The sequence below is a fragment of the Novosphingobium sp. MD-1 genome, assembly GCF_001014975.1.
In the GTDB taxonomy this organism is placed as follows: Bacteria; Pseudomonadota; Alphaproteobacteria; order Sphingomonadales; family Sphingomonadaceae; genus Novosphingobium.
Genome location: NZ_BBXA01000021.1, coordinates 81323 through 94233, shown reverse-complemented (window position 1 = coordinate 94233; position 12911 = coordinate 81323). Strand labels below are relative to the sequence as shown.

Annotated in this window: 12 protein-coding genes; 8 read left to right on the top strand and 4 right to left on the bottom strand. The window is 68.6% G+C overall.

What is annotated here, in order from left to right:
* Positions 1 to 18 precede the first annotated feature (18 nt).
* The 4 genes from NMD1_RS07255 to NMD1_RS07240 form a co-directional block, all read right to left on the bottom strand.
* Positions 19 to 723 carry a DUF4230 domain-containing protein gene (locus NMD1_RS07255; RefSeq protein ID WP_125954234.1) on the bottom strand — a complete coding sequence of 235 codons (705 nt, stop codon included), beginning with the start codon at positions 721 to 723 and terminating at the stop codon, positions 19 to 21.
* Positions 705 to 1655: an MBL fold metallo-hydrolase gene (locus tag NMD1_RS07250; protein ID WP_125954233.1), complete on the bottom strand. Its 951-nt coding sequence runs from the start codon at positions 1653 to 1655 to the stop codon at positions 705 to 707. Before NMD1_RS07250 ends, NMD1_RS07255 begins: the two co-directional genes overlap by 19 nt.
* 50 nt (positions 1656 to 1705) lie before the next feature.
* The gene (locus tag NMD1_RS07245) at positions 1706 to 2254 is read right to left on the bottom strand and encodes a DUF1465 family protein (RefSeq protein ID WP_233497406.1); all 549 of its coding nucleotides are present in this window, start codon (positions 2252 to 2254) and stop codon (positions 1706 to 1708) included.
* Between the two features lie 75 nt (positions 2255 to 2329).
* Positions 2330 to 2527: a YdcH family protein gene (locus NMD1_RS07240; RefSeq protein WP_124810340.1), complete on the bottom strand. Its 198-nt coding sequence runs from the start codon at positions 2525 to 2527 to the stop codon at positions 2330 to 2332.
* Positions 2528 to 2772: 245 nt separating this feature from the next.
* Between NMD1_RS07240 and NMD1_RS07235 the strand changes: the two genes are divergently transcribed.
* The 8 genes from NMD1_RS07235 to NMD1_RS07200 all read left to right on the top strand — a co-directional run bounded on the left by NMD1_RS07235 (position 2773) and on the right by NMD1_RS07200 (position 12898).
* Positions 2773 to 2931, top strand: coding sequence for a YdcH family protein (locus tag NMD1_RS07235; protein WP_124810339.1), 159 nt, complete (start codon positions 2773 to 2775; stop codon positions 2929 to 2931).
* A 141-nt stretch (positions 2932 to 3072) separates the two neighbouring features.
* Positions 3073 to 5352: a phosphoenolpyruvate--protein phosphotransferase gene (ptsP, locus tag NMD1_RS07230; RefSeq protein ID WP_124810338.1), complete on the top strand. Its 2280-nt coding sequence runs from the start codon at positions 3073 to 3075 to the stop codon at positions 5350 to 5352.
* A gap of 123 nt (positions 5353 to 5475) precedes the next feature.
* The gene (locus tag NMD1_RS07225; protein ID WP_233497404.1) at positions 5476 to 6492 is read left to right on the top strand and encodes a helix-turn-helix domain-containing protein; all 1017 of its coding nucleotides are present in this window, start codon (positions 5476 to 5478) and stop codon (positions 6490 to 6492) included.
* A 153-nt stretch (positions 6493 to 6645) separates the two neighbouring features.
* Positions 6646 to 7611 carry a tol-pal system YbgF family protein gene (locus tag NMD1_RS07220; RefSeq protein WP_125954232.1) on the top strand — a complete coding sequence of 322 codons (966 nt, stop codon included), beginning with the start codon at positions 6646 to 6648 and terminating at the stop codon, positions 7609 to 7611.
* Complete coding sequence (gene tilS / locus NMD1_RS07215) at positions 7607 to 8557, top strand: tRNA lysidine(34) synthetase TilS (protein WP_125954231.1); 951 nt, start codon at positions 7607 to 7609, stop codon at positions 8555 to 8557. The genes NMD1_RS07220 and tilS overlap by 5 nt, the downstream gene beginning before the upstream one ends.
* A 119-nt stretch (positions 8558 to 8676) precedes the next feature.
* Positions 8677 to 9636, top strand: a complete 960-nt coding sequence (locus NMD1_RS07210; RefSeq protein WP_125954230.1) for an SH3 domain-containing protein — start codon at positions 8677 to 8679, stop codon at positions 9634 to 9636.
* Between the two features lie 129 nt (positions 9637 to 9765).
* On the top strand, positions 9766 to 11709 hold the full coding sequence (gene ftsH / locus NMD1_RS07205) for an ATP-dependent zinc metalloprotease FtsH (RefSeq protein WP_124809835.1): 1944 nt from the start codon (positions 9766 to 9768) through the stop codon (positions 11707 to 11709).
* A gap of 208 nt (positions 11710 to 11917) precedes the next feature.
* Positions 11918 to 12898, top strand: coding sequence for a quinone oxidoreductase (locus NMD1_RS07200; protein ID WP_125954229.1), 981 nt, complete (start codon positions 11918 to 11920; stop codon positions 12896 to 12898).
* The last annotated feature ends 13 nt before the right edge of the window (positions 12899 to 12911 follow it).

The following is a 12911-nucleotide window of genomic DNA, read 5'->3' as shown; positions in this document are numbered from 1 at the left end:
GCGGACCAATGACGCCCGTCACCCCGGATTCGGTTCTCCGTCGAAAAGTACCACGACCTTGACTTCGCCGTAACCGGCAACCTGCAACGGAATAGCCAGATTCTGCCGGATGGCTTCTTTCGCCGCACCCCGCGCCAGGTTCATCAGCACCGGGTTGCCGGCCTGTTCCACCGCGATCTGTTCGGCCAGCCGGGTGTTGTTGCGCGTCAGCTTGTCCTGCGCGTCGCGCGTGATCCACACTCCTTCGCGCAGGTATTGCGCGCGCGCCTCGTCGAGGTTGGGGCGGCTGACAGTGAGCGGCGGCAGGCGCACCGACAGCGTCTTGTTCGCGGCGTCCCACTTCATCCGGTCGCGCCCCACCTGATCCAGCGCGATCGTATAGTCGACGCGCGCCGGAATCACCGCGACCTGTTTCGATTTCACCAGCCCGAACAGCCGCGCGTCGTCGCTCGATACCACGGGCGCGAGCTGCGCGCTGAACACGGTAAGCTTGTCCTGCTTCTCGAACGCGATCAGCGAGGTGGCGAGCGGATCGCCGATGTCCGCCGGGCGGAACTGCCGCCACGCCAGCCAGGCCGCGATTACCGTGACCACCAGAAACAGCAGCCATGGCAGGGCGGAAACACGCGCCAGCGCCGGTGCGCGCGGCGAAGACGCAGTCAGGGGCGGTGCGCCGCTTCCGGAGGCGGTCGGTCGGTGGGTGGTCAGGAAAGGCTCGTCCATACGTCCCCCGAACGCGCGACACGGCCTTGCCGTTCCAGATCGATCAGATGCGCCAGCACCGAACGGCCGGCGGCGCCGTGCAGCCGCGGGTCGAGCCCCTTGTACATCGCGGCGACCATGCCCTCGATCGTCCTCGGCGCGCTTTCCAGCAGGGTCACGATCTGGCGTTCGCGCTGGCGGCGATGCCCCAGCATGCCGCGCACGAACTGGCGCGGGTTGGGGATGGCCGGGCCATGCGCGGGATAATAGACCCGGTCTTCGCGGTCGTGCAGCTTCTGCAGGCTGGCCATGTAGGCGGCCATGTCGCCATCGGGCGGCGAGACGACCGAGGTCGACCAGCCCATCACGTGATCGCCGGTGAACAGCGCGCCGCTTTCGCGCAGGGCATAGCACAGGTGGTTGCTGGTGTGCCCTGGCGTAGCGACCGCTTGCAGCGTCCAGCCCGCGCCGGACAGCGTTTCGCCGTCCTCCAGCACCCGGTCGGGGCGATAGGTCGGATCGAAGGCCGCGTCCGCGCGCGGCCCCGTGTCCTCGATTACCAGCGGCGCGCAGCCGATCACCGGCGCGCCGGTCGCGGCGCGCAGGGGATGGGCGGCCGGGCTGTGATCGCGATGGGTGTGCGTGCACAGGATCGCGACAAGGCGCGCGTCGCCGATCGCGGACAGAATGGCCTCGACATGGCCATCGCCCTTCGTGTCGGCATGGCCTGCGACGCCGGTGCCGTTCGGACCCGGATCGATCACCGCCACCTCATCGCCGGCGCCGATGATGTAGGTCCCGGTGCCGGTGAAGGTGTAGGGGGAGGGATTGGGCGCCAGCACGCGCCGCACCAGTGGTTCAAGCGTTTCGGCCACGCCCGTGTTCCACGTGGAACTGTCGGCCAGATCGACGGCCGGATTGGCGGGCGCGCCCTGCTTTTCGGTACTGTTCATCCCCAAGCTATGGGGATTGCCGGACGGGGGCGCAACCTTTCGCGCGGGCGTCAGCCGGCGGTTCCGGCGAACCGTTCGTCCAGGCGTTCCCGAAGGCGGTCGATGACGCTGACGTTCTGCCCGCCCCCATTCCGCCCGTCCTCGCTCCGCCATGCCCGTTCGAGCCGGGTAATCCGCTCGTACAGCCGCTCGCTTTCATGGACCAGCAGGCGCGCGTCGGCGGGCAGCATGTCCAGCGCGGCCGGATCGCTGGCGGGATAGTTGGCGATCAGCCGGCCGTGGCGGCGCAGTTGCAGCTCGGAAAGCTCGCCCGCGAAATAGGCGCGATGGTTGAGCAGCCAGGCCAGGCAATGCATCACGCGCGTGGTCGTGCGCAGCGCCTCGCAGGAAAACTGCACGCGCAGCAACTCGTCCTCGGTGGCCGAGGCATCGTTGCGCAGCCTTTCGAAGCGTTCGCGCAGCACGTCGGCGAGGACGAGGGCCTCGCTGTAGAGCGCTTCGACGATGCGCGGGTGAATGCTGGGCATGAGCGGCATGAAGCCCGCATAATCCGCCGCGCCGGCACTCGCCAACAGGGCCTTGGCGAAGGACCTGTTCAAAGATGGTTCTGTGTCGTTCCGGTACAGGCGCGCGAACGGGAGCGGCACCGCTCCCCCGGCGCAGGGCATTGTTTTTCAGGCTATAATGTCGGGGATCAGGTAGTCTTCGAGAATTGCGATCTGATCGCGCAGCAACAATTTGCGCTTCTTCAGCCGGGCGATCTGCAACTGGTCGCGCACGCCGGCGTTGGTCAGCGCATCGATCGCCGCGTCAAGATCGCGGTGTTCCAGACGCAACGCTTCCAGCCGCTTGCGCATTTCCTCTTCGGTCACGCCCTAACACTCCGTGGCGCGGCGGGTGGTTCCTTTCCCGCGACGTACGGTCGATCCCGTATTCGCAGCATCCCGGCGCGGATTAACTTGCAAGATACGGGGAATGTGAAAGCATGACAACGCAGCCGCCGCAGAGTCGGCGATTGTATCACCGGCGGGGTGTCCCGCGGGACACGACAAAAGCGGGAAACGCCCGCCAGCAGGAAGCCACGTGCGGGGATAGGCCCCGCAAGGAGGACAAACGCATGGAAACGTCGCATATCAGCGCATTGCGGACGAAACACGCCGGTCTGGAACGCCAGATCGAGCAGGAAATGGCCCGTCCGGTGCCTGACGATACCCTCCTGCAGGACCTCAAGAGGCGAAAGTTGCGGATCAAGGAAGAGATCGCGCAAATCCACTGACGCCAAGCGCCGGCCGCCCTCGAAAGGGGCGGCCTTTCGCTTGGAGGAGCGGCAGACGCCCGCTCCCTTTTCCCGTCGCATACGAATTATGCTAAACCGGCGGCGGTCGGCGTTTCCAAACCGGCCGTGCTGCGCTAGGCCATGGCCATGCAGTCCGCCGTTGCCGCCGCCCGCGCTATCCTGACATCGCTTCACGAGGTCATGGCCTCGCGCGCCGGCGCGCAGGCCAAACTCAACCAGGTTGTCGAAGTCATCGGCGAAAGCCTGAACAGCGAGGTCTGTTCGATCTACCTCCTGCGCGAAGGGATGCTCGAACTGTTCGCCACGCGCGGGCTGAACCAGTCGGCCGTCCACGTCACCCGGCTGGCGGTGGGCGAAGGTCTGGTCGGCACGATCGCGGAACGGTCGGAAACGCTGAACCTTGCCGAGGCGGCATCCCATCCGGACTTCGCCTTCCGCCCCGAAACGGGCGAGGAAAAGTTCCATTCCTTCGCCGGCGTGCCGATCGTGCGGCGCGAACGGGCGGTGGGGGTGCTGGGCGTCCAGCACGTCGACCCGCGCCGGTACGAGGAAGTCGAGATCGAGGCCTTGCAGACCGTGGCCATGGTGCTGTCGGAACTGATCGCCAATGCCGAACTGATCGACGAGGAGGAAACGCTGGGCGTGCCCGCGCACCTCACCGGTCCGGAACGGCTCAAGGGGCTGACGCTGGTCAAGGGGCTGGGCGCGGGCATGGCGGTGTTCCACCAGCCGCGCGTCACCATCGAACATATCGTCGCCGAGGATATCGAGGCCGAGCGCCAGCGCGTCTATCTGGCGTTCGACAAGATGCGCGAACAGATCGAGCGCATGGCCCAGCAGGCCGAATTCGGCGTGGGCGGAGAGCACGAGGAAGTGCTCGAGACCTACAAGATGTTCGCCTACGACGAAGGCTGGAGCCGCCGCATCAACGAGGCGATCGATTCCGGCCTGACCGCCGAAGCCGCGATCGAGCGCGTGCAGCAGCGCACGCGGATGCGGATGCGCCAGATCGACGACGCGCTGCTGGCGGACCGGATGCACGATCTGGAGGATCTGTCCAACCGGTTGCTGCGCATCGTGTCGGGCCAGCTGGGCACGGCGGCGTCGCACGGGTTGCGCGGGGACACGATCCTGATCGCGCGCAATCTCGGCCCCGCCGAACTGCTGGAATACGACCGGCGGCGCCTGAAGGGCGTGATCCTGGAGGAAGGCTCGCTCACCGCGCACGTGGTGATCGTGGCGCGGGCGATGGGCGTTCCGGTGATCGGCCGGGTGCGGGGCATGCGCGGCATGGTGCGCGAAGGCGATCCGCTGCTGCTCGATGCCGACCAGGGCGTGATCGACGTGCGGCCCACGCCGGCGATGGTCGAGGCGTTCGAGGGGCGCTTCGCCCGCAACCGCGAGCGCCAGCAGGCCTACGCCGCGATGCGCGATCTGGAGCCGGTGACGCGCGATGGCCGGCGGATCACGGTGATGATCAACGCCGGCCTGCGCGATGACACGCCGATGCTCAGCCTGACCGGGGCGGACGGCATCGGTCTGTTCCGCACCGAATTCCAGTTCCTCGTTTCCGCCACGCTGCCCGCGCGCGAACGGCAGACGCGGCTCTACCGCGATGTGCTGGACGCGGCCGGCGATCGCCCGGTGGTGTTCCGCACGGTCGATATCGGCGGTGACAAGGTGCTGCCCTATCTGCGCCACAACGATGGCGAGAGCGAGGAAAACCCGGCGATGGGCTGGCGCGCGCTGCGCGTCGCGCTGGAGCGGGACGGGCTGCTCAAGGTGCAGGCGCGCGCGCTGCTGGAAGCGGCGGCGGGGCGCACGCTCAACGTCATGTTCCCGATGGTCACCGAACCGTGGGAGTTCGACGCGGCCAAGGCGGTGTTCGATGGCCAGATCGCCTTCCTGCGCCGGCAGAAGAAGGTGGTTCCCGAAGCGGTGCGCTATGGCGCGATGCTGGAAGTGCCGGCGCTGGCCGAATGCCTGGACGTGCTGGCGCCGCGGCTGGCGTTCCTGTCGATCGGCACCAACGATCTCACGCAGTTCCTGTTCGCCGCGGACCGCGCCAATCCCAAGCTGGCCGAACGCTATGACTGGCTGAGCCCGGCGATCCTGCGCTTCCTGCGCCGCGTGGTCACCACCGTCGCGCCGCATGGCACGCTGGTGACCGTGTGCGGCGAAATGGGCGGCCGGCGGCTGGAAGCGCTGGCCCTCCTGGGCCTTGGCATCGACCGGCTCTCGATCACGCCGGCGGCGGTCGGCCCGATCAAGGAACTGGTCCGCCAGATCGATACCAGCGAGATCCGCGCCGCGATGGACGGCTGGCTGGCCGCGCCGCCGCCGTCGATGCGCGCCGCGCTGCAGGAATGGGCCGCCGCGCGGGGAATCGATTGCGAATAGAACTGGACCGGAGGGATTCGTCTCCAGAACCGCCGCAATGTGGCGCAAAACCGTTGACTTTCGCGCAATTGCAACGAAGCCCTGCGCATTGGGATAACCCTGCATAAATTTGGGAGTCGCACCGTGGCCGAAGCCGACGGTAACGAATTTGTCGCCACGGATGCCGAAGCGAATGCCGCCTCCTCGAGGGCGGGGGAAACCGTGGCCGGCGGCATGGCGGGCAATTTGCCTGGCAACATGGCTGTCGGCGCTCGGCTGCGCGCGGCGCGCGAGGCCGCCGGGCTGAGCGTCGCCGATCTTTCCACGCGCACGCGGATTACCACGCGCCATATCGAATCGCTGGAAGCCGGCGATTACGCGGCCCTGTCAGGCCGTCCCTATGCCCTGGGCTTCGCGCGCAGCTACGCCCGCGCCGTGGGGCTGGACGACAAGACGATCCTGGCCGACCTGCGCGCCGAACTGGACCGGCAGGAACCGGCCGCTCCCCCGCGCGAAATTCACCAGTTCGAGGTGGGCGATCCGGCCAAGACGCCGTCGCGCCTGCTGAGCTGGCTGGCCGGCGTTCTGGTGCTGATCGTGATCGCGCTGGGGCTGGTGTTCTGGCGCAGTTCGTACTGGCCCGCGGCGGAACTGCCGCCGCTGGTCGGGCCGTCTCCCGAAGCTTCGGCGGTTGCGCCGGCGCCGACCGCCCCGGCGGCGGCCGCGCCCGCGGCCTCCGGGCCGGTCGTGTTCACCGCGCTGGACGATGGCATCTGGGTCAAGTTCTACGATGGTGCGGGCGTGCAGCTCCTGCAGAAGCAGCTGGCCAAGGGCGAAAGCTGGACCATTCCTGCCGGAGTGCAGGAGCCCAGACTGTGGACCGCTCGGCCCGACGCGCTGGCGATTACGGTGGGCGGGAAACCGGTGCCCCGCATCGCCGATACGCAACGCATCGTGAAGGACGTGCCGGTTTCCGCCGCCGCGCTGCTGGCCCGCGCCGCGTCGCCGCCGCCGGCCGCGCAACAGGCCCAGCCCTCAGCATCGCCGCCGCGCCCTGCGGCGGGCAATGGCCGGACGGAGCGCGCGGCGCCCTCCGCGATCGTGCCGGCCGAAACGCCGGCCGCCGCTGCCGCTTCTCCGGCGGCGTTACCCACCCCTTGATTGCGCGGACCCGCTCGACTTCGAGAGCGGCCTGAGGCAACACGCGATAACGGCGGGCCGCGTTCTGGCGGCGTGACGCCATCCGCAGGGGGTTGTTGCGCGTGACGCGCGCGTTTTCCCGGCATGTGGCCGGGCGGACAGACGGGAGTGACGATGAAGACGAAGTTCCGCAGCCGTGGTTCGCTGGTGGCGCTGGCCTTGCTCGCGATGGCCACCGTGGCGCCAAGCCTCGCCGTCGCGCAGGCGCAGGAAACCGTCGAGAACCGCCTGAAGCGCGTCGAGACGGAATTGCGCGCGGTGCAGCGCAAGGTGTTCCCCGATGGCGCGGGCAAGACCTTCGCGCCTGAAATCACCGCCGCCACCACGCCCGCCCCCGCTGCCGTCGGCACGCCCGCCGCCGGCGCGGTGACGGACCTGCTCAGCCGCATGGACGCGGTGGAGCAGCAGTTGCAGCGCCTGACCGCCCAGACCGAGGAAAACCAGAACCGGATGGGCAAGCTGGAAGCGCGCCTGACCGCGCTGGAGCCGGCCCCCGCACCCAGCCCGGCACCGGAAGCGGCCGCATCGACGCCGGCAACGCCGGCAGGCGCGGTTACCCTCCCGCCGGTGACGACAAAGCCCGCTGCCAAACCCGCCACCGTGCCCGCTCCTGCGGCCACCCCGACGCCGGCGACTCCGTCGGCCGATCGCGTCGCGGCGGTGCGGGCGATCGAAAAGCCCAAGTCCAACGATGCGGGCGAGGACGAATACCTTTACGGCTATCGCCTGTGGGAAGCGAAGTTCTATCCGGAAGCGGCGCAGCAGCTGCAGAAGGTGGTGGACCAGTATCCGCGTCACAAGCGGATCAGCTATGCCCGCAATCTGCTCGGCCGCGCGTGGCTGGACGATGGCAAGCCGGGCACGGCGGCGCAGTTCTTCCTGCAGAACTACCTGGCCGACAAGAAGGGCGATCGCGCTTCCGACAGCCTGCTCTACCTGGGCGTGGCGATGACGCGGATCAAGGATACCAAGCGGGCCTGCGGCGCGTTCCAGGAATTCCGCGCGACCTATCCGCAGGATGTCGAAGGCCGGCTCAAGACGCAGTACGAGGCCGCCACGCGGGGGGTGAAGTGCGATTGACGCGGCGCTGACCCGCTTTTCGGGCGTCTGGGAGCGGCTCTGGCCCGAAGCGACGCCCGTCGGGCTCGCGGTTTCGGGCGGACCGGACAGCGTTGCCCTGATGCTGCTGGCCAGCGCGGTGCTGCCGGGGCGTTTCGCGGTCGCCACCGTCGATCACGGCCTGCGCGCCGAAAGCGCGGGCGAAGCCGGGATGGTCGCACGGCTGTGCCGGGAACGCGGCGTCGCCCATCGCACGATCACCCTGGCGCTGCCGGGCGGCGCGGGGGTGCAGGCGCGGGCGCGGACGGCGCGCTATGCCGCGCTGGGGGACTGGCTGCGGGCCGAGGGGCTGGGCGCGCTGGTCACCGCGCACCACGCCGACGATCAGGCCGAAACCTTCTTCATGCGGCTCAACCGGGGGGCGGGCGTGCGTGGCCTGGCCGGAATGCGCGCGCGCGCCGCGGTGCCGGGCCATCCGGACGTGCCCCTGCTGCGGCCCCTGCTCGGCTGGCGCCGGGCGGAGCTTGCCACGCTGGTCGCTGCCGCCGGAATCACGCCCGCCGATGATCCCTCGAACCGCGACCCCCGCTTCGAACGGGTGCGCGTGCGCGCTGCCCTGGCCTCGGGCGGCGGGCTGGACGTCGACGGGCTGATCGACAGCATGGCGCATCTGGCTGATGCCGACGCCGCGATCGAATGGATGGCGGAGCGCGCCTTCGCCACCGCGCGGCGGGATACGGACGGTCTGGTCTGGGCGATGGCGGTCCCGCGCGCGGTGGCCCTGCGCGTGCTGGAACGGATCGTCGCGGAACTGGGCGCGGGGCAGCCGCGCGGACCGGAACTGGCCCGCTGGCACGATGCGCTGGAAGCAGGGGGAATCGCCACGCTGGCCGGCGTGCGCGGTGAAGGCCGGGGCGCGGAGTGGCGCTTCACCCGCGCCGCGCCCCATCGCGGCGGGGATAAATGACTCTCCCGCAAGGAGAATTGCCTTTCCGATGCGTCGGAGAGTAATCTGCGTCACAGCATCGGCTGGTCCGCTTCGTCCATGAACCGGCCATGTTGCGATTTCCGATTCGGGGGCCTTCGATGAACAAGTTTATTCCGTCCGTTGTCCTGCTGTCGTTGCTGACAACGCCCGCCTACGCCGAGCCGAAGCAGGCCAAGCCGTCCAATGCCGAGCAGCTTCAGCGGCAGGCGGCGAACGACGTGCCGCATTGCGCGCGCAAGCTGGGCACGATCTCGATCGTCGATGGCGATGATCCCTATGGCTGGACGCAGTACAACCTGGCGCCGCCGCAGAAGCTGCTGAAAGTGATCGTGCAGCGTTCGGGCTGCTTCAACCTGGTCGATCGCGGCACCGGGTTGAGCGCGGCGCAGCGCGAGCGCGACATCGGCGCCAACCTTGGCCACCAGCGCGGATCGAACGTCGGCCAGAACCAGATCCGCGCGGCGGATTACGTGCTGGTCGCCGAAGTGCAGGGCGCCAACCGCAATTCGCAGGGCAGCGGCGCGGCAGGCGCGGTCGGCGGCCTGTTTGGCGGGGCGGTCGGCGGCTTGCTGGGCGGCATCAAGAGCCGGAAGCTGGAAGCCAATACGGTGCTGTCGGTCACCAATGTCCGCACCACCGAAACCATCGCCACGGTCGAAGGCTATGCGGCCAAGAACGACATCAGCTTCGGCGCCGGCGGTGGCTTCTTCGGCGGCGTGGGCGCGGGCGTGGTCGGCGGCGGGTACGACAACACCGACATCGGCCGGATCGTCACGCTGGCGTTCATCGATGCCTACAGCAAGCTGGTGACCGAACTGGGCGGCGTCCAGGCCGGGTCAGCGGGAACGGCCGAGGCCGCGCCGACGCGCAGCTTCACCGCGTTTGCTCCGGTCACGATGCGGCGCACGCCGGCGGCGGCGGGCGCGGTCGTCCGCACGCTTCCCCCCGGCTCGATCGTGTTCCCCACCGGCAACAAGCAGGGCCTGTGGTGGGAAGTGGCCGACGAGAACGACAACGTGGGCTGGGTGCTGAACACCAAGCTGCAGCCTTCGCAGTAAGCCGGGCGACGAAGGGCGGGCAGGCGACTACCGGAAATTCGGACCTTCGGTTATATTGCTATTCACCCTCGCGCTCCTACATTGACGGGAGCGCAGGCGGGACGAGTCCGCCCATTCGAAGGCATTGCGATGAACGACGACCAGCCGCAGGGTAATCCGTGGATCAAGAGCCTCCTTGTCTGGGGCGGCATTTTCCTGGCGCTCCTGCTCGTGGTGTCGATGTTCGGCGCGCGGACCGACAGCGGCGGCACGCTGATCCGCTATTCCGATTTCCGCGCGCGTGTGGCCGAAGGCGCGGTGCGCGAGGTGCAGATCGGGCAGGACCGCATCACCGGCACGCTCAAGAACGACCAGCAGTTCGCGACCATCCCGGTTCCGGGCGACAACGACCTGCCCAAGCTGCTGCAGGACAACGGCGTGCAATACGCCGGCAAGGCGCAGGAAGAACCCAACCTGCTGCTCTATATCCTGGCCCAGTCGCTGCCGTTCCTGCTGATCCTGGGCGTCGCGTTCTTCGCGCTGCGCCAGGTGCAGAAGGGCGGCGGATCGGGCGCGATGGGCTTCGGCAAGTCCAAGGCCAAGATGCTGACCGAGCGTTCGGGCCGGGTCACCTTCGATGACGTGGCCGGCATCGACGAGGCGCGCGAGGAATTGCAGGAAATCGTCGAATTCCTGCGCGATCCCAGCCGCTTTTCCAAGCTCGGTGGCCAGATTCCCAAGGGCGCGCTGCTGGTCGGCTCGCCCGGCACCGGCAAGACCCTGCTGGCCCGCGCGATCGCGGGCGAGGCGGGCGTGCCGTTCTTCACCATTTCCGGTTCGGACTTCGTCGAGATGTTCGTCGGCGTCGGCGCCAGCCGCGTGCGCGACATGTTCGAACAGGCCAAGAAGAACGCGCCGTGCATCGTCTTCATCGACGAAATCGACGCGGTCGGCCGCCATCGCGGCCATGGCCTCGGCAATTCGAACGACGAGCGCGAACAGACGCTGAACCAGCTTCTGGTCGAGATGGACGGGTTCGAGGCCAACGAGGGCATCATCATCATCGCCGCCACCAACCGGCCCGACGTGCTCGATCCGGCGCTGCTGCGCCCCGGCCGTTTCGACCGGCAGGTTGTGGTGCCGATCCCCGATATCGAAGGCCGCGAGAAGATTCTCTCGGTTCACATGAAGAAGGTGCCGCTGGCGCCCGACGTCAACGCCCGCGTGATCGCGCGCGGCACGCCCGGTTTCTCGGGCGCGGACCTCGCCAACCTCGTCAACGAGGCGGCGTTGCTGGCCGCGCGGCGCAACAAGCGCCTGGTCGCCATGCAGGAATTCGAGGACGCCAAGGACAAGGTCATGATGGGCGCCGAGCGCCGCAGCATGGTCATGACCGACGACGAGAAGAAGATGACCGCCTATCACGAGGCCGGCCACGCCATCGTCTCGGTCAACGAGCCGGCCAGCGACCCGATCCACAAGGCCACGATCATCCCGCGCGGCCGTGCGCTGGGCATGGTCATGCGCCTGCCCGAGCGCGATTCGTACTCGTACCACCGCGACAAGATGCACGCGAACCTCTCGGTCTCGATGGGCGGCCGCGTGGCCGAAGAGATCATCTTCGGCTACGACAAGGTTTCCTCGGGTGCCTCTTCGGACATCCAGTACGCCACGTCGCTGGCGCGCAGCATGGTCACCAAGTGGGGCATGTCGGACAAGCTGGGACCGCTGCAGTACGAAGACAGCCAGGAAGGCTATCTCGGCATGGGCGGCACCCAGCGCACGATGATGTCGGACGAGACCAACAAGCTGATCGACAGCGAAATTCGGGGTCTGGTCGATGGCGCACATGCCCGCGCGGTCGATATTCTCAAGACCAACGAGGAAAAGCTCCACCTGCTCGCCAACGCGCTGCTCGAATACGAGACGCTGACCGGCGACGAGATCAAGGTGCTGCTCGAAACCGGCAAGATCGACCGGCCCGATGCGCCCGCCGGCAGCTATCGCCCGGTCGCCTCGCAAGGGTCGGCCGTGCCGCGCGCGGGCCGCCGCTTCTCGGGCGGCGGTGCGGGGGCGCAGCCGCAGGGGGCGTAAAGGCGGATACGCCGTCCCGTTCTCGCGGCCTTGGGCCCGACGACCAGCCCTCCGTTCGTCCTGAGCCTGTCGAAGGACGCGCGCGGCGTTTGCCCGGCGCACGGTAAACCGCGTCAAGATCGAACCGTATCGCGCGTCCTTCGACAAGCTCAGGATGAGCGGGATCTGCTCAATCCAGTCCTTCCCTTCCCATGGTGAGGCCCGTTCCATGACCCAGACCACCCAAGCGATCGTGATCCGCGCCTATGGCGGCCCCGAGGCCCTGGTGCTGGAGGAGGTGCCGCTGGCGGCCCCCGGTCCGGGCGAGCTGCTGGTCCGGCAGACCGCCGCCGGCGTGAACTTCCACGATATCTACGTCCGTTCGGGATCGTACCGCACGCTGGCGCTGCCCGGCGTTCCGGGGCTGGAAGGCGTGGGCGTGGTCGAGGCCCTGGGCGAGGGCGTGACCGGTTTCGCGCCCGGCGACCGCGTGGCCTATATCGAGCGCAAGTACGGCGGCTATGCCCGCGCCCGCGTGGTCGATGCCGCGCTGGCGGTGCCCGTGCCCGATGGCGTGGACGATGCCGTGGCGGCGGCGTGGTATCTCAAAGGGCTGACCGCGCAGGCGCTGGTCACCGATGTCCATCCCGTGTCGCCCGGCGCGAACGTGCTGGTGCAGGCGGCGGGCGGCGGCGTGGGCCAGCTGGTCGCGCGCATGGCGAAGTTGCGCGGCGCAACTGTGATCGGCACCGCGGGTTCGCCGGAGAAGGTCGCGCTGGCGCAGGCCGCCGGCTGCGACGCGGTGATCCGCTATCGCGAGGAGGACGTGGTCGCCCGCGTGATGGACCTGACCGGCGGTGCGGGCGTGGAAGTGGCCTATGACGCGGTGGGCAAGGATACGTTCGACGGATCGCTGGCGGTGCTGGCGACGCGCGGGCACCTGGTCAATTACGGGCAGGCCTCGGGCACTATCCCGCCGCTCGACATTTCCCGGCTTGGCGCGAAGTCGCTCTCGCTGACGCGGCCGTTCCTCTGGGCCTATGTCGGCACGCGCGAGAAGCTGGTCGCGGCATCGGCCGCGCTGTTCGATGCCATGGCTTCGGGCGCGCTGCCGCTGGCGATCGGCGGGCGCTTCCCGCTGGCGCGCGCCGCCGATGCCCATGCCGCGCTGGAAGCGCGCGGGATCGGGCCTTACGTGCTGGATTGCTGACGCCGCGCTTCGG

Excerpts from the sequence above, each read along its gene's own strand:
- NMD1_RS07255 (WP_125954234.1), bottom strand. The coding sequence starts at position 723 with ATGGACGAGCCTTTCCTGACCACCCACCGACCGACCGCCTCCGGAAGC.
- NMD1_RS07250 (WP_125954233.1), bottom strand. The coding sequence starts at position 1,655 with ATGAACAGTACCGAAAAGCAGGGCGCGCCCGCCAATCCGGCCGTCGAT.
- NMD1_RS07235 (WP_124810339.1), top strand. The coding sequence starts at position 2,773 with ATGGAAACGTCGCATATCAGCGCATTGCGGACGAAACACGCCGGTCTG.
- ptsP (WP_124810338.1), top strand. The coding sequence starts at position 3,073 with ATGGCCATGCAGTCCGCCGTTGCCGCCGCCCGCGCTATCCTGACATCG.
- NMD1_RS07220 (WP_125954232.1), top strand. The coding sequence starts at position 6,646 with ATGAAGACGAAGTTCCGCAGCCGTGGTTCGCTGGTGGCGCTGGCCTTG.
- NMD1_RS07210 (WP_125954230.1), top strand. The coding sequence starts at position 8,677 with ATGAACAAGTTTATTCCGTCCGTTGTCCTGCTGTCGTTGCTGACAACG.
- ftsH (WP_124809835.1), top strand. The coding sequence starts at position 9,766 with ATGAACGACGACCAGCCGCAGGGTAATCCGTGGATCAAGAGCCTCCTT.
- NMD1_RS07200 (WP_125954229.1), top strand. The coding sequence starts at position 11,918 with ATGACCCAGACCACCCAAGCGATCGTGATCCGCGCCTATGGCGGCCCC.